20 protein-coding genes are annotated in these 22,479 nt (G+C 68.9%); 19 read left to right on the top strand and 1 reads right to left on the bottom strand.

Annotated features, from left to right (window positions below; translation table 11 throughout):
• Positions 1 to 128: 128 nt before the first annotated feature.
• From FV560_RS17475 to FV560_RS17495, 5 genes are all read left to right on the top strand, one after another.
• On the top strand, positions 129 to 521 hold the full coding sequence (locus FV560_RS17475) for an SMR family transporter (protein WP_159622862.1): 393 nt from the start codon (positions 129 to 131) through the stop codon (positions 519 to 521).
• Positions 522 to 533: 12 nt separating this feature from the next.
• Entirely contained in the window at positions 534 to 1,082 is a 549-nt protein-coding gene (locus tag FV560_RS17480) for a TetR/AcrR family transcriptional regulator (protein WP_159622863.1), read from the top strand.
• A 116-nt stretch (positions 1,083 to 1,198) separates the two neighbouring features.
• A complete protein-coding gene (locus FV560_RS17485) occupies positions 1,199 to 2,146 on the top strand; it encodes an o-succinylbenzoate synthase (protein WP_159622864.1) in 948 nt (315 codons plus the stop codon).
• The gene (menD, locus tag FV560_RS17490; protein WP_159622865.1) at positions 2,143 to 3,792 is read left to right on the top strand and encodes a 2-succinyl-5-enolpyruvyl-6-hydroxy-3-cyclohexene-1-carboxylic-acid synthase; all 1,650 of its coding nucleotides are present in this window, start codon (positions 2,143 to 2,145) and stop codon (positions 3,790 to 3,792) included. Before FV560_RS17485 ends, menD begins: the two co-directional genes overlap by 4 nt.
• Before the next feature lie 146 nt (positions 3,793 to 3,938).
• Positions 3,939 to 5,348, top strand: a complete 1,410-nt coding sequence (locus tag FV560_RS17495; RefSeq protein ID WP_159622866.1) for a S1C family serine protease — start codon at positions 3,939 to 3,941, stop codon at positions 5,346 to 5,348.
• 89 nt (positions 5,349 to 5,437) lie between these two features.
• On the opposite strand, the gene FV560_RS17500 is transcribed toward FV560_RS17495, so the two are convergent.
• Positions 5,438 to 6,736: an isochorismate synthase gene (locus FV560_RS17500; RefSeq protein ID WP_159622867.1), complete on the bottom strand. Its 1,299-nt coding sequence runs from the start codon at positions 6,734 to 6,736 to the stop codon at positions 5,438 to 5,440.
• Between the two features lie 88 nt (positions 6,737 to 6,824).
• Between FV560_RS17500 and FV560_RS17505 the strand changes: the two genes are divergently transcribed.
• The 14 genes from FV560_RS17505 (at position 6,825) to nuoL (ending at position 22,471) form a co-directional block, all read left to right on the top strand.
• Positions 6,825 to 7,520: a demethylmenaquinone methyltransferase gene (locus FV560_RS17505; RefSeq protein ID WP_159622868.1), complete on the top strand. Its 696-nt coding sequence runs from the start codon at positions 6,825 to 6,827 to the stop codon at positions 7,518 to 7,520.
• A 341-nt stretch (positions 7,521 to 7,861) separates the two neighbouring features.
• Positions 7,862 to 9,157: a geranylgeranyl reductase family protein gene (locus FV560_RS17510; RefSeq protein WP_159622869.1), complete on the top strand. Its 1,296-nt coding sequence runs from the start codon at positions 7,862 to 7,864 to the stop codon at positions 9,155 to 9,157.
• Between the two features lie 82 nt (positions 9,158 to 9,239).
• Positions 9,240 to 9,599: an NADH-quinone oxidoreductase subunit A gene (locus tag FV560_RS17515; RefSeq protein WP_159622870.1), complete on the top strand. Its 360-nt coding sequence runs from the start codon at positions 9,240 to 9,242 to the stop codon at positions 9,597 to 9,599.
• A gap of 13 nt (positions 9,600 to 9,612) precedes the next feature.
• The gene (locus tag FV560_RS17520; protein ID WP_159622871.1) at positions 9,613 to 10,170 is read left to right on the top strand and encodes a NuoB/complex I 20 kDa subunit family protein; all 558 of its coding nucleotides are present in this window, start codon (positions 9,613 to 9,615) and stop codon (positions 10,168 to 10,170) included.
• Between the two features lie 67 nt (positions 10,171 to 10,237).
• Entirely contained in the window at positions 10,238 to 11,017 is a 780-nt protein-coding gene (locus FV560_RS17525; protein ID WP_159622872.1) for an NADH-quinone oxidoreductase subunit C, read from the top strand.
• Positions 11,017 to 12,381, top strand: coding sequence for an NADH-quinone oxidoreductase subunit D (locus tag FV560_RS17530; protein WP_159622873.1), 1,365 nt, complete (start codon positions 11,017 to 11,019; stop codon positions 12,379 to 12,381). Before FV560_RS17525 ends, FV560_RS17530 begins: the two co-directional genes overlap by 1 nt.
• Positions 12,381 to 13,217: an NADH-quinone oxidoreductase subunit NuoE gene (gene nuoE, locus FV560_RS17535; protein WP_159622874.1), complete on the top strand. Its 837-nt coding sequence runs from the start codon at positions 12,381 to 12,383 to the stop codon at positions 13,215 to 13,217. The genes FV560_RS17530 and nuoE overlap by 1 nt, the downstream gene beginning before the upstream one ends.
• Entirely contained in the window at positions 13,214 to 14,518 is a 1,305-nt protein-coding gene (nuoF, locus tag FV560_RS17540; RefSeq protein WP_159622875.1) for an NADH-quinone oxidoreductase subunit NuoF, read from the top strand. Before nuoE ends, nuoF begins: the two co-directional genes overlap by 4 nt.
• Positions 14,515 to 17,163, top strand: a complete 2,649-nt coding sequence (locus tag FV560_RS17545) for an NADH-quinone oxidoreductase subunit G (protein ID WP_159622876.1) — start codon at positions 14,515 to 14,517, stop codon at positions 17,161 to 17,163. The genes nuoF and FV560_RS17545 overlap by 4 nt, the downstream gene beginning before the upstream one ends.
• Positions 17,160 to 18,545 (top strand): NADH-quinone oxidoreductase subunit NuoH, encoded by a 1,386-nt coding sequence (gene nuoH, locus FV560_RS17550; RefSeq protein ID WP_159622877.1) that lies wholly within the window; start codon positions 17,160 to 17,162, stop codon positions 18,543 to 18,545. Before FV560_RS17545 ends, nuoH begins: the two co-directional genes overlap by 4 nt.
• Positions 18,538 to 19,266 carry an NADH-quinone oxidoreductase subunit NuoI gene (nuoI, locus tag FV560_RS17555; protein ID WP_159622878.1) on the top strand — a complete coding sequence of 243 codons (729 nt, stop codon included), beginning with the start codon at positions 18,538 to 18,540 and terminating at the stop codon, positions 19,264 to 19,266. Before nuoH ends, nuoI begins: the two co-directional genes overlap by 8 nt.
• Positions 19,263 to 20,234, top strand: a complete 972-nt coding sequence (locus FV560_RS17560) for an NADH-quinone oxidoreductase subunit J (protein WP_159622879.1) — start codon at positions 19,263 to 19,265, stop codon at positions 20,232 to 20,234. Before nuoI ends, FV560_RS17560 begins: the two co-directional genes overlap by 4 nt.
• Positions 20,231 to 20,530 (top strand): NADH-quinone oxidoreductase subunit NuoK, encoded by a 300-nt coding sequence (nuoK, locus tag FV560_RS17565; RefSeq protein WP_159622880.1) that lies wholly within the window; start codon positions 20,231 to 20,233, stop codon positions 20,528 to 20,530. Before FV560_RS17560 ends, nuoK begins: the two co-directional genes overlap by 4 nt.
• 6 nt (positions 20,531 to 20,536) lie before the next feature.
• Complete coding sequence (nuoL, locus tag FV560_RS17570) at positions 20,537 to 22,471, top strand: NADH-quinone oxidoreductase subunit L (protein WP_159622881.1); 1,935 nt, start codon at positions 20,537 to 20,539, stop codon at positions 22,469 to 22,471.
• Positions 22,472 to 22,479: the final 8 nt, after the last annotated feature.

A 22,479-nucleotide genomic window follows, 5' to 3' on the forward strand; every position in this document is an offset into this window, starting at 1 on the left:
CAACCACCCACCCTCACACGGTCACTTCTGTTGCACTGACCATATGAATCCGCCGCTGCAGACGCCGAACAAGTCAGCGCTCGACCTGTGAGAAACTGGTACTAACGTACTATTCTTCGGAGGAAGCCATGGCATGGGTCGTGTTGATCGTCTCGGGCATGTTGGAGACGGCGTGGGCGACGAGCCTGAAGGCGTCGGAGGGGTTCACGCGCCTGTGGCCGACGGTGATCTTCGCCGTCACGCTCGCCGCGAGCATGGCCGGGCTGGCCTACGCCCTGCGGACCCTCCCGGTCGGCACGGCCTACGCCGTCTGGGTGGGGATCGGTGCCAGCCTGACGGCGATCATCGGGATGATCTGGCTCGCGGAGGGGGTGAGCGTGCTCAAGATCGTCTCGCTCGTGCTGATCGTCGCCGGCGTGATTGGGCTCAACCTCGCCGGTGGAGGGCACACGGGCGGGCAGGAGAACGCTCCGGCGGACGCGCAGGCTGTCGTCGAGAGCGCTGAGAGCGAACGGGACTGAGAGCGAGAGGCAATGACCATGCAGGTCAAAGGGCGCCAGCGTCATAGTCAGCTGGTGCAGGCTGCCGTCGGCCTGCTGCTGGAGCAGGGGCCCGGTGCCCTGACGCACCGCGCCGTCGCCGCCCGGGCAGGATGCTCGCTCTCAGCCACCACCTACTACTTCGCCTCACTGACCGACCTGGCAGCCGCGGCTGGTACCGAGGTGGTGGGCCGGTGGGCGGACCAGGCCGAGGCCGTCGCAGCCAGGGTGAATGAGCACACCGGCCGGCAGGAACGCATCGCCGCCGCGGTGGAAGCGCTGCTGCCCGCCGCCGACCGGGTCCGTGGCCACTACGAGCACCTCGCTGGAGCCGGCCGGAGCACCGCGGTCGCGGCTGCCTACGCTGACGGGCGCTCCCGGGTGGACGCAGCGATCGCCCGGATCGTCGGACCGCTTGGACTGGATCCGGCGATCGCCGTGGCGATCATCGACGGAGCTGCCGTCAGTGCGCTCAGTGAGGGCCGGGATCCCGCCGCGCTGGCTCGTGACCTGCTCGCGGCGGTGTGCCGGCCACGGGAGTGAGCTTTCCGGGCCGACCGAGCGCCAGCCGCAGTCCCCGGCAAGGACACAGCGTGGAACTGGAGTCCGTGCCTGGAGCCTGTGTCGGCGCGCGCCGGCAGTCCGCATAGGCTGGTCCGGTGAGGCGAGCGACGTACTCGATCGGGCTCCGGACCCGGTTCCGTGGCCTGCGCCAGCGCGATGGGATGCTCATCGAAGGTGAGGCAGGGTGGGGTGAGTTCTCCCCGTTCTGGGAGTACGACGCCGTGGAGTCGCGCGCATGGTGGGCTGCCGCCCGCGAAGCGGCAGACCTACCATTTCCCGACCCGGTCCGATCCAGCATCCCGGTGAACGTCACCGTCCCGGCCACCACCCCCGAGCGCGCTCACGCGATCGTCATCGGCAGTGGCGGATGCCGGACCGCGAAGGTCAAGGTGGCTGAGCCCGGTCAGGATCTCGCCGCCGAGCAGGCACGCCTCGAAGCGGTCCGTGACGCGCTCGGCCCTCACGGGAAGATCCGGATCGATGCCAACGGCGCGTGGGATCTGGACGAGGCGATCTACCGTCTGCCGATCCTGGACCGGGCCGCACAGGGCCTCGAATACGCCGAGCAGCCCTGCGCGACCGTCGGCGATCTTGCGGCCCTGCGACGCCGCGGGGACGTTCCGATCGCCGCCGACGAGTCGATCCGCCGCGCCGAGGATCCCTACGAGGTGGCCCGTCGGGAGGCCGCTGACGTCGTGGTGCTCAAGGTGCAGCCGCTCGGCGGGGTGCGTGCTGCGCTGCGCATTGCCGAGCAGATCGGGCTGCCGGTCGTGGTCTCCTCTGCGCTGGAGACCTCGGTCGGGATCGCCGCCGGGGTGGCGCTGGCCGCCGCTCTGCCCGAGCTCTCCCATGCGTGCGGCCTCGCGACGGTGCACTTGTTCCATGACGACGTCGCCGACGCCCCCTTGCTGCCCACGGCGGGCGAGCTGGACGTGCGCCGCGTGGCGCCGTCACCGGATCGTCTCGCCGCGCTCGCGGCTCCCGCGGAGCTGGCACAACGGTGGCAGGGGCGGTTGGCGGACGTGACAGGATCGCCGTCATGAGTCCCTCTGCCGCCCGGGCACGAGTCCTCGTGAGCGCCCTCGTGGCCAGTGGTGTGCGCGACGTCGTGCTCGCGCCGGGCTCCCGTAGCGCACCGCTGGCCTATGCCCTGCATGCCGCCGAGCGCGCCGGCTGGCTCCAACTGCACGTGCGCATCGACGAACGCTCGGCCGCCTTCGTGGCGCTCGGGATCGCCCGGCATCGTCCCGCGGCCGTGGTGACGACCTCCGGGACCGCGGTCGCCAATCTGTATCCTGCGGTGCTCGAGGCTGCTCACAGTGGACTGCCGTTGCTGGCGATCACCGCCGACCGGCCGCACGAGCTGCGCGGGGTCGGTGCGAACCAGACCACCGACCAGGTCAAGCTCTTCGGCAGCGCTGTCCGGTACTTCGCCGAGCTGCCCGCCGATGACGATGCCCCGGGCCGTGGGATCGACACCGTCACCACCCGCGCGGTGCTGGCCGCCACCGGCGCCCGGACCCGCGCCCCGGGGCCGGCGCATCTGAATGTCGCCTTCCGCGATCCGCTGGTCCCCGACGGCGAGTGGTCGCCCGGTGCCGTGCCCGGACCGCTCCAGGTGGTCGCCTCGGCGGGCGGGGCGCCGGTCGAGCTGCCGCGAGGGCCGCGCACGGTGGTCGTCGCCGGTGACGGGGCCGCGAGGGTGGCCGATCCCGGGACTGTGGCCGGGTGGGGGTGGCCGGTGATCGCCGAACCGTCCTCCGGCTTGTGCCACGTCCCGACGGCGGTGCTCGCCGGCCGTATCGCCGTGGAGGTGTTAGGGGCTGGGGTTGAGCGAGTGGTCGTGCTGGGCAGACCGACGCTGAGCCGCCCGGTGGGCCGGCTACTCGCGCGCACCGAAGTCGAGGTGCTGGTGGCCAGTGGATCAGCGGACTGGACCGATGTGGCCGGCACCGCGCAGCGGGTGGTCGACGGGATCTCGCCGACCGGGCACGCGGGTGAGGCGGAGCAGGTCTGGACGGCCCGGTGGCTGCGCGCATCGGCTGCCGCCGCGCGAGTGCTCGACCGGCCACGGGAGCTGGACGGACCTGCCGTGGCCGCGGCTGTGCTGCGTGCGGGGGGCACGGTGCTGCTCGGTGCGTCGATGGCCGTCCGCGATGCCGATCTGGTCTGCGCCGATGAGGTGCGGACCATCCAGGTCTTTGCCAACCGTGGCCTGGCGGGCATTGATGGAACTCTCTCCACCGGTGCCGGCCTTGCGCTTGCCACCGGCCGGCCGGTGCGAGTGCTGGTCGGCGACCTGACCTTCCAGCACGATCTGGGAGGACTCGCCCGAGGTCCGCTCGAGGCCGAGGTGGACCTGCAGGTGATCGTCCTCAACGATGACGGCGGGTCCATCTTCGCGACACTGGAGCACGGAGAACGTGCCGAGACCTTCGACCGCATCTTCCGGACGCCGCAGGGACTCGACCTCGAGTCATTGGCGACCGGCTTCGGCGTCCGCTACACCGAGGTGGTCGACGCCGAGCACCTCGCCGGAGTTCTCGCCTCGCCGATCAGTGGTCGCAGCGTGGTGGAGGTGCGCCTCGACGGAGCCACGGCCCGGGAGCGCAACCAGCGGCTGAGCGACAGCATCCGATCCGCAGTGGCTGCCGCTGCGGACGAAAGTGACGGGAATACTGCCACGTAGGTCGCTGACGGCACGACGTGGCACTATTCCCGTCAGTTTCATCCGTCAGTTTCATCCGGCATGGCGCTCAGCAAGTTCCCAGGTTCCCTCCAGCGCGGCGACAGGTCCGCGTCGTCTCATGGAGTCATCACCGCAAGGGAGGAACCATGAACGAGTACGACCGTGACCAGCCCGGCCACACCCCGCAGCCCAACCCCTATTCGCAGCCAGCGGCTCAGCCCCCGGCCGCTCAGCATCCAGCCATGCCGCAGCAGTCGCCGCAGCCGACTGCGCCGAACCATCCGCAGAATCCCCAGCAAGCTGCGCAGCATCCGTGGCGCTCGCACGAACCGCTCTTCGCCAGCCCCAACCCCTACACCTGGCAGCACCCGACCCACGCGGCCGACACGGGTCGCCAGGCCCCGCAGGGTGCAGGCGAGGGCGGAGGAGCCTCGCCTGATGAAACCGCGCTGAACCAGGCGCCGCGAGGCAAGCGGCAGCGCCCGTGGTTGATGGTCGGCACCGCCGCGACGCTCGCTGCGGTGCTGGCCAGCGGTGGTACGGCAGCCGTCCTGCAGAACACCCAAGGTGATGCGGGCCTGACGCAGGTGACGTCGTCGGGAACGACGGTTGCCCCGGCCTCGGACGGTAGTGCCGACTGGCAGGCCGTCGCCGAGACGGTCCGGCCCAGCGTGGTCGCCATCTCGGCGCGGTCGCAGGCGGGCCAAGGTGCCGGTTCAGGCGTGATCATCGATGCCGGTTCCGGATACGTGCTCACGAACAACCATGTGGTCGAGGGAGCTCAGCAGCTTGCCGTGACCCTCAGCGACGGCAGGATGTACGCCGCCGAGATCGTCGGTACGGACGCCGCCACCGATCTGGCGGTGCTGCAGCTGCAGGAGGCTCCGGACGACCTCGTCGAGGCGACACTGGGAACGTCCGGTGAGCTGGCCGTCGGTCAGGACGTCATGGCCGTCGGTAACCCGCTCGGCCTCGACTCCACGGTGACCACCGGCATCATCTCCGCGCTCGACCGGCCGGTGAGCACCGCCGACCAGAGTTCGCGTCAGATGGTGGTCACCAACGCGATCCAGATCGATGCCGCCATCAATCCCGGCAACTCCGGGGGCCCGCTGTTCGACTCGGCCGGGCACGTCATCGGCATCACCTCCTCGATCGCCACCGACGGTGCCTCCAGCGGCAGCATCGGACTCGGATTCGCCATCCCGGTCGACCTCGCTGCCGATATCGCCGATCAGCTGGTCACCGACGGTTCGGCCGAGCACGCCTACCTCGGCGTGACGCTTTCGGACGAGACAGTCTCCTCCGGCGGGGTCACCCGCACCGGTGCCGCGATCGAACAGGTGCTCGAGGGGACGCCGGCCGCACAGGCCGGGCTGCAGCAAGGTGACGTGATCGTCCAGATCGACGACGACGCCGTCGGCGGGGCCAGTTCGCTCACCGGGTACGTGCGCACGTACGACTCGGGTGACTCGGTGGCGCTGACTGTGGTTCGCGACGGCCAGACGCAGACGGTCGACGTGACCTTGGCAGCGCGTGAGGACGTCACTTCCTGACGCGCGTCCGGTGCACAACTGACGGCTCACGGCGATCCCGTGCCTCATGTGGCACGGAGTCTCCCGGGGCCGTCAGTTCGGTACGCCTCTCAGCCGCCGAGCGCGGTCCGCATCGGTTCCAGCTTGGCCTCCGACTCGGCGATCTCCGCCTCCGGGTCGGAGGCCGCCACGATGCCGCATCCGGCGAACAGCCGCAGTGACCGGCCGTCGGGGGCGACTTCCGCCGAGCGCAGCGCGATCCCCCACTCGCCGTCGCCGTCGGCCCCGATCCAGCCCACGGGCCCGGCGTAACGCGCCCGGTCCATCCGCTCGTGCCGGCCGATCACCTCGGCCGCTGTCTCGGTGGGTGTACCGCACACGGCTGCCGTCGGATGCAGTGCCGCTGCGACCTGGAGGGAGGACATGCCGCTGTGCTCGTCGTCCAGCACGGCCGTGACGTCGGTGGCCAGGTGCATGACGTTCGGCAGATGCAGGACGAACGGCGCATCCGGGGCGTTGGTCGACGCGGCGTACGGCTCCAGCGAGCGAGTCAGCGAGTCGACAGCGAACTCGTGCTCTTCCAGGTCCTTCGAGGAGCGCGCCAAGGATGCTGCCCGCGCGAGGTCCGCCTCATCGTCACCGGTGCGCTGGATCGTCCCGGCCAGCACGCGCGAGGAGAGCAGTCCCCGTTCACGGCGCACCAGCAGCTCCGGGGTCGCACCCACGAGCGAGTCGACGGCGAACGTCCAGCACATCGGATAGTCGGCCGCGAGCGTGGCCAGCAGGTCGCGCACGTCCAACGGTCCGTCGAGCTGCGCCGTCACGTCCCGGGCCATCACGACCTTCGAGACGTCACCGGAGCGGATCAGGCTGACGACCTCGCCGACAGCCTCGCCCCAGCGGGTCGCGCCGAGTGCGCCATCGGCGTAGGTGACCCCGGGCCGGGGGAGACGCTCCTGCCGGGCCGTGCGCAACGCCGTCGGGTTGGGCGGAGGCTGTAATTCGGAGGCCGAGGTGATAGTGGTCAACCAGGCATCGCACCCGCGGCGCCCGGCCACTACCCGTGGAACGACGAGTGCGCCGCCGGCGGCGGAGTCGGCGGCGAAAGCGAAGGAGCCGAAGGCGATCGGGCCGGTCCCGGGCTGACGGATCTCGTCGCGTACGACCATGTGTGCGGCGAGTTCCCGCCAGCGGCGATCGGCCTCGGCGAAGCGGTCCGCACCGGAGGTTTCGATCCGGAGCGCCTCACCCCATCCCACGACCCCTTCACCCTTGCGCACCCAGGCGAGAGCGTCGGCGGGGCCGGCGGAGGGGAGGAGGTCGAACAGGTCGCCGATCGCCTGCGCGGGTACGGAGATGGTGCGCGCGAGCAGGGTCGGTGGCCACGGGTCCACGGCGGCGTCTGTCATCGTTTGTCAGCCTATTCCGCACCGGCAGCGTGAGCGTCGCCAGGGCTGGTGATGCTGGTCACGCGGTCGGGTGCGCGATGATGGAGGTATGTCACGAGCCAGCCTGGCCAAGGATCCGCGCGAGGTCGCGGGCATGTTCGACGGCGTCGCCCCCGCGTACGACCTCACCAACGACGTGCTGTCGATGGGGATGGATCGGTTATGGCGGCGCCGCACCCGTGAGGCCGTGGGTGCCGAGCCCGGCCAGCGGGTGCTCGACCTCGCTGCGGGGACGGGCACCTCGAGCGAGCCCTACGCCGACGCCGGAGTCGACGTCGTGCCCTGCGACTTCTCGGCCGGGATGGTTGCGGTGGGCAAGCGGCGGCGCCCGGACCTGGACTTCGTCGTCGGGGACGCCACGGCGCTGCCCTTCGCGGACGAGGTCTTCGATGCCGTCACCATCTCCTTCGGGTTGCGCAACGTCGTGGACACGACGGCGGCACTCGCCGAGATGTTCCGGGTCACCAGACCGGGTGGCCGGCTGGTGATCTGCGAGTTCTCCACCCCGCCGAACGCTGCGTGGCGCGGGATGTACGGCCTCTATCGCGATCGTGTGCTGCCCCGGGTGGCGTCCATGGTGAGCTCCAACACCGACGCCTACTCGTATCTCTCGGAGTCGATCGCGGACTGGCCGGACCAGCGCGCACTGGCCGCGTTGCTGCACCAGGCCGGGTGGCGCCGCGTCGCCTACCGCAACCTCACGGGCGGGATCGTCGCGCTGCACCGGGCGACGCGTCCGGTCTGAGTCGCCGCTGACTCCCGCGAGTACGAGGCGCCGGCATCGCTCACGATCTGGTGCGTGAGTTCGCCGTGTATCGGCCATGAGGCCCGGGTTCGGGTGAGGGATTCCCGCCCAGAACGCCTGGATCCGTGAGGGCCCGAATTACGGCACTTGGCCGTAACAAAAAATCGGCGGAAACTCGGGCCAAACCGGGTGCTGCCGTGGTCTCGCACACGCCCCGGTCGGGGTAGCCTAGGCACCGAGAACCGACCCGCCGATGCAGGTTCGGGACTCAGCCGTGGCCGCGTGCAGGCTCAGTGGGCTCGGTGGTACTTCGATTCAACGACGACACAGGGTGGGAGACCGTGCGGAGCGCAGCCGACGACGCCGACGTCATCGTCGTGGGCGCCGGACCCGCCGGGGCCGCCAGTGCGCACTACCTGGCGGCCGCTGGACTCGAAGTCCTCCTGCTCGAGAAGGCCACATTCCCGCGAGACAAGATCTGTGGCGACGGTCTGACTCCGCGTGCGGTTGCCGAGTTGGTCCGGATGGGTGTGCCCATGCACGCCGAGGATGGCTGGATCCGCAACCGCGGGCTGCGCGTGATCGGCGGCGGTCACACGATCCACCTGCCGTGGCCGGAGATCGAGCGCTACCCCAGTTACGGTCTGGCCAAGGCGCGTACTGACCTCGACTCCACGCTGGCGTTTCATGCGCGCAGCAGCGGTGCCAAGCTGATGGAGGGTGTGAACGTCAGCGGCCCGATCCTTGACGATCGCACCGGTCGCGTCATCGGGGTGCAGGCGCGCAAGGTCGACGAGAACGGCCGGCGAGTCGATGCCGAGCCACTGACGTTCCGGGCTCCGGTGGTGATCGGAGCCGACGGCGTCTCCGCTCGCATGGCCACGGCGCTGGGGCTGGCCAAGAAGGACGACCGGCCGATGGGGGTGGCGGTGCGGACGTACTTCCGCACTCCCCGTCACGACGACGAGTGGATGGAATCCCACCTCGAGTTGTGGGACGGCGAACCGGGGAAGTCGCAGCTCCTGCCTGGGTACGGGTGGATCTTCGCACTCGGAAACGGACTCGCGAATGTCGGGCTCGGGTCGGTCAGCTCGACGGCCAAGGCGACGCAGCTCGACTACAAGTCACTGTTCGCCGCCTGGATGCGCAACGCTCCGCCGGAGTGGGAGTTCACGGCGGAGAACCAGGAAGGGCCGGTCCGGGGTGCCGCACTGCCGATGGCGTTCAACCGGCAACCGCTCTATACGCGCGGACTGATGCTCGTGGGTGACTCCGGAGGGATGATCTCGCCCTTCAACGGCGAGGGCATCGCCTACGGGTTGCAGGCAGGACGGATCGCGGCAGACGTGATCGCGCAGGCGCGAGCCCGGACGAGCGATGCGGCGCGAGAGCGCACGTTGGCGACCTACCCTGACCGGATGCGGGCCGACCTCGGTGGGTACTTCACCCTGGGCCGGGCATTCGTGAAGCTGATCGAGAACCCGCAGGTGATGCGGGTGTGCACGCGGTACGGACTGCCGCGGCCGATGCTGATGAAGATCGTGCTCAAGTTGCTCTCGGACTGCTACGACACCAAGGGTGGGGACGTGACCGACCGTGTGATCACGTCGCTGACGAAGGCGGTGCCGAGAGCATGAGCCCCGGTCTGATCCTGCCGCAGGTAGATAGCTCGAAGGACCACGTCCGTCGAACGACGCCGGACACCAGAAGGATGGACGCATGACGAATCCGTACGTTCCGCTGCTGGTCATGGGCCTGCTCGCGTTCGTGATGGGCCTGGCCGGTCTGCTCTCGAGCGCTGTCATCGGCCCGAAGCGGTACAACAAGATCAAGGTGGACGCGTACGAGTGCGGTATCCAGCCGTCACCGCACGCCGCCTCGGGCCGGTTCCCGGTGAAGTACTACATCGTGGCGATGACGTTCATCATCTTCGACATCGAGGTGGTGTTCCTCTACCCGTGGGCGGTGGCGTTCACCGAGCTGGCCACGTTCGGGTTGATCGCGATGATCGCGTTCCTCCTCCTCATCACGGTGCCTTTCGTGTACGAGTGGCGCCGTGGCGGGCTGGACTGGGACTGAGGAAGGAGCAGCAATGGGACTTGAGGACAAGCTTCCGGCAGGATTCATGCTCGGCAAGGTCGAGGACCTGGTCGGGTGGGTCCGGTCGTCGTCGATGTGGCCGGTCACGATGGGCCTGGCGTGCTGCGCCATCGAGATGATGGCGACGGGAACCTCGCGCTTCGACATCTCCCGGTTCGGGATGGAGGTCTTCCGCGCCTCGCCGCGTCAGGCCGACCTGATGATCGTCTCGGGACGTCTCAGCCACAAGATGGCGCCGGTGATCCGCTCGGTGTATGACCAGATGTCGGACCCGAAGTGGGTCATCTCGATGGGGGTGTGCGCCTCCTCGGGTGGGATGTTCAACAACTACGCGATCGTGCAGGGCGTCGACCACGTGCTCCCGGTGGACGTCTACCTGCCGGGCTGCCCGCCGCGGCCGGAGATGCTGATCAACGCGATCCTGGAGCTGCACGAGCAGGTGGTCAAGCAGGAGCCGCTGGGCGCCAACCGCGCCGAGGTGCGTGCCAAGGTCGAGGCCGCGGCGCTCGAGGCGACACCGACGCACCAGATGAAGGGGTTGCTGGCGTGAGCGGGAGGAGCCCCCGCATAGGGGCGGCGAGGAACGAGTTGCACCGGAGCGAGGCACCACAGCGCTCATGCAAGGAGGACGCAGCGTGAACGACGAGGACAAGCGCGTCACCTCGCCCTCGCAGGAGGCGCAGGAGGCGGGCTCACAGCACCTGGAGCAGGTGTCCGAGAGCACCGGACGGGCACCGTTGGACGTCGTCGAGGTCCGCGAGGGCATGTTCGGCGTCCGTGGCAGCGGCGACACCTCGGGCTATGGCGGATTGCGCCGTGTCGTGGCGCTGCCCGGACCGAGCCAGCGCCCCTACGGCGGCTACTTCGACGAGGTGGTCGACATTCTCGCCGAGGTGCTCGGTGAGGCCGGCGTGGACTACGACGACGCCGTCGAGAAGGTGGTGGTGTTCCGGGACGAGTGCACGTTGTTCGTGCGCCGCGAGCACCTGCCGCTGGTCGCGCGATCGCTGCGCGATGACCAGGACCTCCGGTTCGAGTTGTGCCTGGGTGTCTCCGGTGTGCACTACCCGGAGGACGAGGGCCGTGAGCTGCATGCGGTGTACCCGCTGTTCTCGGTGACGCACAACCGCGCGATCCGGCTCGAGGTGGCTGTAGCCGACGCCGACCCGCACATTCCGTCCATCATCGACACCTACCCGGCCAACGACTGGCACGAGCGTGAGGTGTGGGACTTCTTCGGCGTCATCTTCGACGGCCACCCGTCGCTGGCGCGTATCCAGATGCCCGACGACTGGCCCGGTCACCCACAGCGCAAGGACTACCCGCTGGGCGGGATCCCGGTCGAGTACAAGGGCGCCACGGTGCCCTCCCCGGACAACCGGAGGTCGTACAACTGATGTCCACTCCATCCTCCACGTCCCGGCCCACCGCCACCGGTCCTGCCGGTGACACCGGCGGCGCACGCGAGTACACCGCGACCGGTGGCGACTGGGACGAGATCAGCGCCGATGCGATGGCGAACCCGGATGAGCGCATCGTCGTCAACATGGGCCCCCAGCACCCGTCCACGCACGGAGTGCTGCGCCTCGTGCTCGAGATCGAGGGCGAGACGGTCACCGAGGCTCGCGGCGGGATCGGCTTCCTGCACACCGGCATCGAGAAGAACATGGAGTACCGCACCTGGACCCAGGGCGTGACGTACTGCACCCGCATGGACTACGTGGCCCCGCTGTTCCAGGAGGTCGGGTACTGCCTGGCCGTGGAGAAGCTGCTCGACATCACCGATGACGTCCCGGAGCGAGCCACGCTCATCCGGGTCATGATGATGGAGCTCAACCGGGTGGCCTCCCACCTGATCGCCCTCGGGACCGGCGGGAACGAGCTCGGTGCCACCACCATGATGACGATCGCGTTCACCGCGCGTGAGGACATCCTGAAGATCTTCGAGTCGATCACCGGGCTGCGGATGAACCACGCCTACATCCGCCCTGGCGGGGTGGCGGTCGATCTGCCGCCTGGTGCCACCCAGATGGTGCGCGAGTACATCCCGCAGATCCGCGACCGGATCGGTCAGCTGGAGAAGCTCTCGCTGAAGAACCCGATCTTCCTCGGACGGCTCCAGGGTGTGGGATACCTGCCTCTCGCCGGTGCCATGGCGCTCGGCGCCGCCGGACCGATCCTGCGTTCGGCCGGACTTCCCTTCGACCTGCGCAAGTCGCAGCCGTACTGCGGCTACGAGACCTACGACTTCGAGGTTCCCACTCACACTGACGCCGATTCCTACGCTCGCGTCGTGCTCCGCTTCAAGGAGATGCGGGAGTCGTTGAAGATCGTCCAGCAGGTCCTCGACCGGTTGGAGGCGCAGGACCGCAAGGGCAAGCATCCGGTGATGGTCGCCGACAAGCGCATCGCCTGGCCCGCCCAGCTCTCGGTCGGTAGTGACGGTCAGGGCAACTCGCTGGACCACATCCGGCAGATCATGGGGTCCTCGATGGAGGCGCTCATCCACCATTTCAAGCTGGTGACCGAGGGCTTCCGCGTTCCGGCCGGGCAGGTCTACCAGCAGATCGAGCACCCCAAGGGCGTGCTCGGGGTACATCTTGTCTCCGACGGCGGAACTCGCCCCTACCGCGCGCATTTCCGTGACCCGTCGTTCAACAACCTGCAGACTCTCGGGATGATGTGCGAGGGCGGCACGATCGCCGACGTGGTCGTCGCCGTCGCCTCGATCGACCCGGTGATGGGAGGGGTGGACCGCTGATGGCCACATCCATGACCAGCTATCCCGACGACGTCGCCGAGCGCCTGGCGCAGGATGCGCAGCAGATCCTTGCGCGCTACCCGGAACCCCGGTCGGCACTGCTTCCATTGCTGCATCTGGTCCAGTCGGAGGACGGCTACGTCAGCCCGGCCGGGATCGGGTTCTGCGCCGACGTGCTGGACCTCTCCCGGGCCTCCGTCTCCGCGGTGGCCACCTTCTACAGCCAGTACAAGCGCCACCCCAATGGCACCTACACCGTGGGCGTGTGCACGAACACCCTGTGCGCCGTCATGGGCGGTGACGCCATCTTCGACCACCTCGCGGCGAAGCTGGGGATCGGACACGACGAGACCACCGAGGACGGCACCATCACCCTGGAGCGGGTGGAGTGCAATGCGGCGTGCGACTACGCACCGGTGATGGTGATCAACTGGGAGTTCTTCGACAACCAGACGCCGACGACGGCGGCGGAGACAGTGGACAAGCTCCTCGCCGGCGAGCCAGTGGCACCCTCACGTGGCGCCGACCGGGTTTCGACCTTCAAGGAGGTCTCCCGCGTGCTGGCCGGCTTCGAGGACGGTCACGCCGACGAGGGCCCCGGGGCCGGTCACGCGAGTCTTGTCGGCCTCGAACTTGCCCGTAAGAACGGGTGGCGAATCCCCGGCGAGGAGGAGGCCGGGGAGGCGGCGGGTCCGCAGGTGGCGGCAGATGCCGCTGCGAGCGGTACGGACCCGGTCGGTGATGAGGGCTCCAGTGCCGAGCGGGAGCCGCGAACCCCTGGAGATGCCGACGCTGACCCGGTGAAGAGCACCGACGAGGAGGGCACGGACTCGTGAGCACCCTGGCACCCGTCCTGAGCGACCTGTGGGATGCCCCGCAGTCGTGGAAGCTGGACACCTACGTCTCCCGGAACGGCTACGACGGCCTGCGCAAGGCCATGGAGACCGATCCGGCTGAGCTGATCACGATGGTCAAGGACTCCGGTCTGCGCGGACGAGGAGGCGCCGGCTTCCCGACCGGGTTGAAGTGGTCTTTCCTGCCCAAGCCGGACGGCGGACCGCGTTACCTGGTGGTCAATGCCGACGAGTCCGAGCCGGGAACCTGCAAAGACATCCCGCTGATGATGGCCAACCCGCACTCGCTGATCGAAGGGGTTGCGATCACCTCGGTGGCGATCGGCTGCCACCACGCCTTCATCTACCTGCGCGGTGAGGTCGTGCACGTCTACCGGCGCCTGCTCGCGGCGGTACGGGAGGCGAAGGAAGCCGGTTACCTGGGTTCCGACGTCCTTGGCACGGGCTACGACCTGGAGGTGACCGTGCACGCGGGCGCCGGTGCCTACATCTGCGGTGAGGAGACGGCGCTGCTGGACTCCCTCGAGGGCCGGCGCGGGCAACCGCGCCTCAAGCCGCCGTTCCCCGCGGTCGCCGGGCTCTACGCCCGCCCCACGGTGGTGAACAACGTCGAGAGCATCGCCTCGGTCCCCGGGATCGTGAGCCGCGGCGCCGACTGGTTCGCCTCGATGGGGACCGAGAAGTCCAAGGGGCACGGGCTGTTCTCCCTCTCCGGGCACGTGGCCCGGCCGGGTCAGTACGAGGCGCCGCTGGGGATCACCTTCCGTGAGCTGCTCGACATGGCCGGGGGAGTCCGGGACGGGCACGAGCTGAAGTTCTGGACGCCGGGTGGCTCGTCCACGCCGATCCTCACCGCCGAGCACCTCGACGTCGTTCTCGACTACGAATCCGTGGGAGCGGCCGGTTCCATGCTCGCCACACGCGCACTGCAGGTCTTCGACGAGACCACCTCGGTGGTGCGCTGCGTGAGCCGGTGGATCGACTTCTACCAGCACGAGTCCTGTGGCAAGTGCACCCCCTGCCGGGAGGGCACCTTCTGGCTGAAGCAGATCCTGCAGCGGCTCGAGGCCGGTGAGGGCAGCGAGTCCGATATCGATCTGCTGCTGGACGTCGCGGGCAACATCGAAGGGCGCTCGTTCTGCGCGCTGGGCGATGCTGCGGCGACGCCTGTCAAGAGCGCCATCAAGTATTTCCGGGACGAGTTCGAGCAGGGTCTGCACACCCCCGCCTGGGAGCTCTTCCCCTACGAAGCCAACGCCGCGTTCACGGGAGTCTCCTCATGACCGCCACCACGAGCACCGCCAGCGACACCGTGACGAAGCCGGAGGAAGTCACCCTCACCATCGACGGCGTCGAGGTGTCCGTGCCCAAGGGCACGCTGGTGATTCGCGCGGCTGAGCAGATCGGTGTGCAGATCCCGCGGTTCTGCGACCACCCGCTGCTCAAGCCTGCCGGCGCCTGCCGGCAGTGCCTGGTGGAGGTCGCCGCACCGGACCGCGAGGGCAACGTGCGCCCGATGCCGAAGCCGCAGGCCTCCTGCACCCTCGAGGTGATGCCGGGGATGCAGGTGAGCACCCAGCACTCCTCGGAGGTGGCGGAGAAGGCACAGCGTGGACAGATCGAGTTCCTGCTCATCAACCACCCGCTCGACTGCCCCGTCTGCGACAAGGGCGGTGAGTGCCCGCTGCAGAACCAGGCATTGTCCAACGGCAGCGGAACCTCCCGGTTCACCGGGATCAAGCGCACGTTCCCGAAGCCGATCAAGATCTCCACCCAGGTTCTGCTCGACCGCGACCGGTGCATCCTCTGCCAGCGGTGCACCCGATTCTCCGACGAGATCGCCGGGGACCCGTTCATCGACCTGCAGGGTCGCGGCGGCGGCACGCCGGGCAGCGACGAGCACGGGCTCCCTGCCCAGCAGATCGGCCGATTCGACGAGGCGATCCTCGGGTTCGCCGGAGGTGAGCAGGCCCCCGACGGCGACACCGTGGGTCCGGGCGGTGAGCCCTCCCTGGCAGCAGGGACCGGTGAGAGCACCCCGACCCTCGGGGAAGCGGCACTGGATGCCTCCGGGCGCCCCTTCGCGTCCTACTTCTCCGGCAACACGATCCAGATCTGCCCGGTCGGAGCGCTGACGTCGGCGGCCTACCGGTTCCGTTCCCGTCCGTTCGACCTGGTCTCCTCGCCCTCGATCGCCGAGCACGACGCGTGCGGAAGCGCGATCCGTATCGACCACCGCCGCGATGTGGTGCTGCGCCGCCTGGCCGGAGACGACCCGGCCGTGAACGAGGAGTGGATCACCGACAAGGACCGCTTCGCGCACCCGTGGCAGAGTGCTCCGGACCGTCTCACCAGCCCGCTGGTCCGGGACGAGGAGTCCGGCGAGCTGGTCCCCACGAGCTGGTCCGAGGCGGTGCACCTGGCGGCACAGGCACTGACCGGCGCCCACGGGCGTGTCGGTGTTCTGCCCGGTGGGCGGCTCACGGTCGAGGATGCCTACGCGTGGTCCAAGTTCGCCCGCGTGGTGCTGGGCACCAACGACATCGACTTCCGTGCCCGTGCGCACTCGGCCGAGGAGGCCGATTTCCTCGCCCACCGCGTGGCCGGCTCGACGATGGACGTCACCTTCGGCGACCTGGAGCGCGCGGGCGAGGTGTTGCTCGTCGGCCTCGAACCGGAGGAAGAAGCGGGCACGATTTTCCTGCGACTGCGCAAGGGTGTGCTGGCCGGGGGCGTGCACGTCAGCTCCATCGCCCCGCTGACCACCCGCGGGGCGTCGAAAATGCGGGCGGACGTGCTCCACACCGTTCCGGGCGCCGAAGCGGTCGTGCTGACGGGCTTGGCCGAGGGGGCCACCGAGGCAGGCGGCGTCGAACTGGGCGACCTCGCCGAGCGACTGCGAGGCGGAGTGATCCTCGCCGGAGAGCGGCTCGCGACCGTACCGGGAGGCTTCACCGCTCTGCAACGACTGGCCGAGGCCTCCGGTGCTCGCGTGGCGTGGGTACCGCGACGGGCCGGTGACCGCGGCGCGGTCGAGGTCGGCCTGCTGCCCGGGCTGCTGCCGGGCGCACGCCCTGTCTCCGATGCGCAGGCCCGCGTGGACGTCGCCGCCGCTTGGGGCGTCGAGTCGTTGCCGGACACCCCCGGCCGCGATCTGACGGCGATGCTCGAAGCTGCGCGCGACGGTGACCTCGGCGCTCTGCTCGTCGGTGGCGTTCATCTCGACGATCTCCCGGACCCGGCCCTGGCGGAGGCGGCCCTGGCCGCCGTCGGCACGGTGGTCCAGCTCGAGGTGCGACGCTCCGCCGTCACCGAGCATGCCGACGTGGTGCTGCCGGTGGCACCGCCCACGCACAAGGCGGGTACCTTCCTGACCTGGGAGGGCCGGCCGCGGGCGTTCGCCGCGGTCTTCGACGACGCCTCGCTCAGCGATGGGCGGGTGCTCGACATGATCGCCCGTGCCGCAGACGTCGATCTCGGCGCCCGGAGCCTTGACGGCCTCTACGCCGAGCTGGCCGAGTTCAGCGGCTGGGACGGTGAACGCGCCGGCGCCCCGCAGGTGTCGCCCGGATCGGGCCACGAGCCCGGGAGCATGGCTCCGGGTACGGCTGTGCTCGCGACGTGGCGGCTGCAGCTCGACTCCGCCCGGGGTCAGGACGGCGAACCGCACCTGGCCGGTACTCAGCGCCGCCCGGTGGCGCACCTGTCCGCCGCGACCGCGGCTGAGGTCGGTGTGGCCGAGGGGCAGACCCTGCGCGTGGGCGGACCGGCCGGTTCGATCGATCTGCCGGCCTCGATCGTGGCGATGCCCGACCGGGTGGTCTGGCTGCCGCAGCACTCACCAGGATCCTCGGTGCACCGCATGCTCGGTACGGCCGCGCCGGGCGTCGTGGACCTGTCCGTCCCCACCTCGGAGGTGCAGCGATGACCCCGCCGACTGTTCCCGTGCTCGCCTCGGCGGGTGCGGACTTCTCGGCCGACTCCATCGGTCTGGTGTTCATCAAGGCCGCGGCCATCCTGGTGTTCCTGCTGCTCTCGGTGCTGTTCGCGCTGTGGTTCGAACGTCGCATCATCGGCCGATTCCAGCAGCGGCTCGGCCCGAACGTGCGCGGCCCGTTCGGTCTCGTGCAGTCGATCCCGGACGCCCTGAAACTCCTGCTCAAGGAGGACATCACCGTCAAGGGCGCGGACAAGGTGATCTACCGGATCGCCCCGATGATCTCGGTGTTCTGCGCGTTCATGATCTTCGCGATCATCCCGTTCGGGCCCGCCGTGCAGATCCCGTTCACCGACATCGTCACCCCGCTGCAGCTGACGGATCTGCCGGTGTCGGTGCTGTACTTCCTCGGCATCGCCGGGCTCGGCGTGTACGGCATCGTGCTCGGTGGTTGGTCCTCGGGGTCCACCTACCCGCTGCTGGGCTCCGTACGTTCCACCGCCCAGGTCATCTCCTACGAGCTGGCGATGAGCCTGTCCCTGGTCAGTGTGCTGATCGTGGCCGGGTCGATGTCCACCTCCGAAATCGTGAACTCGCAGACCCAGCTGTGGTGGTCGGTCGCGCTCGCGCCGGCCTTCGTGATCTATCTCATCTCGATGACCGGTGAGGTCAACCGGCTCCCGTTCGACCTGCCCGAAGCCGAGGGGGAGTTGGTTGCCGGGTACACCACCGAGTACTCGTCGATGAAGTTCGCCTGGTTCTTCCTCGCCGAGTACATCAACATGCTGAATGTCTCGGCGATCGCGACCACGCTGTTCATGGGCGGATGGCGCGCTCCGTGGCCGCTCTCGGCGATCAACGACGGCATGTTCAACGAGGGCTGGTGGCCACTGCTGTGGTTCCTCATCAAGCTCTGGGGCTTCATGTTCTTCTTCGTGTGGCTGCGCGCAACACTGCTGCGGTTCCGCTATGACCAGTTCATGAACCTGGGCTGGAAGGTCCTGATCCCCGTCGCGCTCGCCTGGGTGGTCGGCGTCGCTGTGATCCAGGGGGTGCGTCAGTTCACCGACATCAGCCTCCAGACGTTGCTGTTCGCATTGGCCGGGGCATTGGTGCTGTTTGCCGTGGTCCTGTTGCTGATCCCGGAGAAGAAGCCGGCAGCCGACGGCGCCGCTGGTACGGCCGGTGGATCCGGAACCCCGGGCTCGGGCACGCCTGCGGACGCGAAGGCGGAGGCGTTCGACGCGTTCGCCGGCGGCTACCCGGTGCCGCCGCTACCGGGCCAGAGCCTTCCTCCCTCGCCCCGCCGGGCGAAGGTGACCGCGCCGGCTGACGCCGGACCCGCCACCGACAAGGAGAACACCGATGGCTGACTCCACGGGCAAGGGGCGCGGGCGCAGTCCCGAGCCACGCACGACCAAGACGGCGATGGGAGCGACCCACGACGTCCAGAACTTCGATGTCGACAGCGACGAGGACAAGAGCGCACTCGAGGAGTTCTTCGCTCCGGTCGCCGGTTTCGGGGTCACGATGGCCTCCCTCTTCCGGCCGGTGGTCACCGAGCAGTACCCGTTCGAGAAGAAGCCCACGGCACCGCGGTACCACGGCCGGCACCAGCTCAACCGTCATCCGGACGGGCTGGAGAAGTGCATCGGGTGCGAGCTGTGCGCCTGGGCATGCCCGGCGGACGCGATCTACGTCGAGGCGGGCAACAACACTCCGGACGCCCAGTACGCCCCGGGTGAGCGGTACGGCAAGGTCTACCAGATCAACTATCTGCGCTGTATTTTCTGCGGGCTCTGCATCGAGGCCTGCCCCACCCGCGCACTGACGATGACCAACGACTACGAGCTGGCCGACACCACTCGCGAGAAGATGATCTTCGAGAAGGATCAGCTGCTCGCGCCGCTGCGGTCGGGCATGCTCTCGGCTCCCCACCCGATGGTCGAGGGGACGACCGACGGCGACTACTACCGCGGTGCGGTCACCGGACCCACTGCCGAGCAGGTCGACTGGGTCCGCGAGCACCGGCCGGAGGACCCGAGCCTGGAGTCCGCGGCCGATCCGGGCCGGGCGCAGGGAGGAAAGCGATGACCGAGCAGCTCGTGCTCTCCACAGGTGAGGCAGTCCTGTTCTGGGTGCTGGCTCCGCTGATGGTGCTGGGCGCCCTTGCTCTGCTGTTCGCGCGACGTCCCGTGCACATCGCCGTGAGTATTGCCGGCGTCATGGTCGCTCTCGCCGTCCTCTACATCGCGCTCGAGGCGCCGTTCCTGGGCGTGGCGCAGGTTGTGGTCTACACCGGCGCGGTCATGATGCTGTTCCTGTTCGTCATCATGCTCGTGGGTGTCGACTCCACGGAGTCCCTCACCGAGACTCTCGCCGGGCAGCGCTGGATCGCGATTGTCGGCGGCCTCGGACTCGTGGCGTTGACGATCGCGATCGTCACGAGGGCGACGTTCGCAAGCCCGGTCGGTCTGGAGGCTGCGAACGCGGATACGAACCCGGTGGGTGTGGCCCGGCTGATCTTCGGCGACTATGTCTTCCCGTTCGAGCTCACCGCGGCGCTGCTCATCACTGCCGCACTGGGTGCACTCGTACTCAGCCACCGCCGCCGGCTCGGCCCCAAGCGTGGCCAGCGGGAGACCGTGGAGAAGAAGCTCGCCACCTTCGCCGAGAGTGGTTCGGCGACGGCGGTGGTCTCCGCGCCCGGGCCCGGCGTTTACGCGCGCACGAACTCGGCGGACATGCCGGCTCTGGCGGCCTCGGGGGAGACGCTCGACGCGTCCGTGACCACCGTGCTGCGAGTCCGCGGGCAGGTGCTGCGGGACGAGGAGGCCGCCGCGCAGACGGGCCGGGTGGCGATGATCGCGTCAGGTGCCCCCGTGTTCGATACCACCGACGAGGCACAGCTCGAGGACGAGACCTCCGAGATCGAAGCCACGGCCACGGAGTCCGAAGGGGCCGAGGGGGCCGAGGGGGCCGATCCGGCCGGGAGCGACCATGCGGACCGGGACGACGCCGGCGATTCCTCGCCGGAGACCGACGAGGGGGATGAGCGATGACGCTGGTGCACTACCTGGTGCTGTCCGGGATCCTGTTCTCGATCGGCGCCGTGACCGTGCTGGTCCGGCGCAACGCCCTGGTGGCTTTCATGGGCGTGGAACTCATGCTGAACGCTGCGAATCTCATGCTGGTCACCTTCGCCCGGATGCACGGTGACCTGCACGGGCAGGTGATCGCCTTCTTCGTGATGGTGGTTGCCGCAGCGGAAGTCGTGATCGGCCTGGCGATCATCGTCTCCATCCACCGAACCCGCGGGTCCGCGTCGCTGGACGACGCCAACCTGCTGAAGAACTGAGGGGACATGCAGGACACACCCTTGACGAACCTTGCCTGGCTGCTGATCGCCATTCCGCTGGCCAGTGCTGCCGTGCTCCTCGTCGGTGGCAGGCGCACGAACGCGTGGGGGCATTGGCTCGGCGTGGTGGCCGCTGCGGCCGCTGCGCTGCTGGGTATCGGGATCCTCATCGAGATGCTCGGTCTGCCGGAGGCCGAGCGCATCCACGACCTTCACCTCTTCTCCTGGATTCCTGCTGGAGACCTGAGCGTGGACGCCGGGCTGCTGGTGGATCCGCTCTCGATGACGTTCGTGCTGCTGATCACCTTCGTCGGCGCGCTGATCCACGTGTACTCCGTGGCGTACATGGAGCATGACGAGAACCGTCGCCGGTTCTTCGCCTACCTGAACCTGTTCGTGGCCGCGATGCTGGTGCTCGTGCTGGCCGACTCCTACGCCCTGTTGTTCGTCGGCTGGGAAGGTGTGGGCCTGGCCTCCTACCTGTTGATCGGGTTCTGGAACCAGCGCACCGAGTACGCCGTGGCCGCGAAGAAGGCCTTCGTGATGAACCGCGTGGGCGACATGGGCATGCTCATCGCGATGATGCTGATGTTCGCCTCCATCGGGGCGGTGGACTTCGAGACCGTCTTCGCTGCGGCCGAGGGAACGAACGAGGGAATCCTCACCGCGACCGGTCTGATGCTGGTGCTCGCAGCCTGCGGTAAGTCGGCTCAGTTCCCGCTGCAGGCCTGGCTCGGGGACGCGATGGCAGGCCCCACCCCGGTCTCGGCCCTGATCCACGCCGCCACCATGGTCACCGCCGGTGTGTACCTAATCGTCCGCTCGGCGCCGGTCTTCGAGGGGGCCCCGACGGCGCAGCTCGTCGCTGCGATCATCGGTGCGATCACGCTGCTGTTCGGTGCGATCGTCGGGTGCGCGAAGGACGACATCAAGAAGACTCTGGCCGCCTCGACCATGAGCCAGATCGGATACATGGTGCTCGCCGCTGGGCTCGGCCCGATCGGTTACGCCTTCGCGATCTTCCACCTGGTCACGCACGGCTTCTTCAAGGCCGGCATGTTCCTGGGTGCGGGTTCGGTCATGCACGGTATGGGCGATGAGGTGAACATGCGCCGGTTCGGCGCACTGCGCCGTTCCATGCAGATCACCTGGATCACCTTCGGTGCCGGGTGGCTCGCCATCCTCGGCATCCCGCCGTTCTCCGGGTTCTGGTCCAAGGACAAGATCATCGAAGCGGCGTTCGTCGGCGAGGGCTGGCAGCCCTGGGTCTTCGGACCGATCGCCCTGCTCGGTGCCGGCATCACCGCCTTCTACATGTCCCGCCTGTTCTTCATGACCTTCCACGGCAAGGCCCGCTGGAAGGAAAGCGAGGACTCAGCGAACGAGAGCGACAAGGATCTTCCCGTGCAGCACCCGCACGAGTCGCCGCTGCTGATGACTGTGCCGATGATCGTCCTCGCCGTCGGGTCGGTCGCTCTGGGTGGCCTGCTCGCGATCGGCGACACCTTCACCCACTGGCTGGAGCCGGTGACCGGGCACGTGGAGCACCATGACCCGGTGATCGCGATCCCGGTCCTGATCGGTGCGACGATCGCGATCGTGCTGGCCGGTGCGTTCATCGCCTGGCGCCAGTATGCGGCGAGTGCCGTGCCGGTCACGCCGCCCGAGGGCTCCGTGCTCACCCGGGCCGCCCGCGTGGACCTGTACCAGGACGCGGTGAACGAAGCCGTGTTCGCCACCCCCGGCGCCCGAGTCACCGAGGTGCTCACCGAGGCCGACACCACGGTGGTCGACGGCGCAGCCCGGGGCCTGGGGTCCGGTGCCGTCGGTCTGGGCACGTGGTGGGGCAGGTTGCAGACGGGCTTCGTCCGCAGCTACGCCTCGATCATGGTCGTCGGGGTCGTGCTGGCCGTTGTCGTCGTCCTCGCCACGCGAGTCTGAGTCGGAGG

This window comes from Ruania rhizosphaerae, assembly GCF_009805705.1.
Taxonomy (GTDB): Bacteria; Actinomycetota; Actinomycetes; order Actinomycetales; family Beutenbergiaceae; genus Ruania; species Ruania rhizosphaerae.

Bases quoted from the DNA above. Each gene is read 5' to 3' on its own strand.
- FV560_RS17475 (WP_159622862.1), top strand. From the start codon at position 129: ATGGCATGGGTCGTGTTGATCGTCTCGGGCATGTTGGAGACGGCGTGG.
- FV560_RS17480 (WP_159622863.1), top strand. From the start codon at position 534: ATGACCATGCAGGTCAAAGGGCGCCAGCGTCATAGTCAGCTGGTGCAG.
- menD (WP_159622865.1), top strand. From the start codon at position 2,143: ATGAGTCCCTCTGCCGCCCGGGCACGAGTCCTCGTGAGCGCCCTCGTG.
- FV560_RS17495 (WP_159622866.1), top strand. From the start codon at position 3,939: ATGAACGAGTACGACCGTGACCAGCCCGGCCACACCCCGCAGCCCAAC.
- FV560_RS17500 (WP_159622867.1), bottom strand. From the start codon at position 6,736: ATGACAGACGCCGCCGTGGACCCGTGGCCACCGACCCTGCTCGCGCGC.
- FV560_RS17505 (WP_159622868.1), top strand. From the start codon at position 6,825: ATGTCACGAGCCAGCCTGGCCAAGGATCCGCGCGAGGTCGCGGGCATG.
- FV560_RS17515 (WP_159622870.1), top strand. From the start codon at position 9,240: ATGACGAATCCGTACGTTCCGCTGCTGGTCATGGGCCTGCTCGCGTTC.
- FV560_RS17520 (WP_159622871.1), top strand. From the start codon at position 9,613: ATGGGACTTGAGGACAAGCTTCCGGCAGGATTCATGCTCGGCAAGGTC.
- FV560_RS17525 (WP_159622872.1), top strand. From the start codon at position 10,238: ATGCAAGGAGGACGCAGCGTGAACGACGAGGACAAGCGCGTCACCTCG.
- FV560_RS17530 (WP_159622873.1), top strand. From the start codon at position 11,017: ATGTCCACTCCATCCTCCACGTCCCGGCCCACCGCCACCGGTCCTGCC.
- nuoE (WP_159622874.1), top strand. From the start codon at position 12,381: ATGGCCACATCCATGACCAGCTATCCCGACGACGTCGCCGAGCGCCTG.
- FV560_RS17545 (WP_159622876.1), top strand. From the start codon at position 14,515: ATGACCGCCACCACGAGCACCGCCAGCGACACCGTGACGAAGCCGGAG.
- nuoH (WP_159622877.1), top strand. From the start codon at position 17,160: ATGACCCCGCCGACTGTTCCCGTGCTCGCCTCGGCGGGTGCGGACTTC.
- nuoI (WP_159622878.1), top strand. From the start codon at position 18,538: ATGGCTGACTCCACGGGCAAGGGGCGCGGGCGCAGTCCCGAGCCACGC.
- FV560_RS17560 (WP_159622879.1), top strand. From the start codon at position 19,263: ATGACCGAGCAGCTCGTGCTCTCCACAGGTGAGGCAGTCCTGTTCTGG.
- nuoK (WP_159622880.1), top strand. From the start codon at position 20,231: ATGACGCTGGTGCACTACCTGGTGCTGTCCGGGATCCTGTTCTCGATC.
- nuoL (WP_159622881.1), top strand. From the start codon at position 20,537: ATGCAGGACACACCCTTGACGAACCTTGCCTGGCTGCTGATCGCCATT.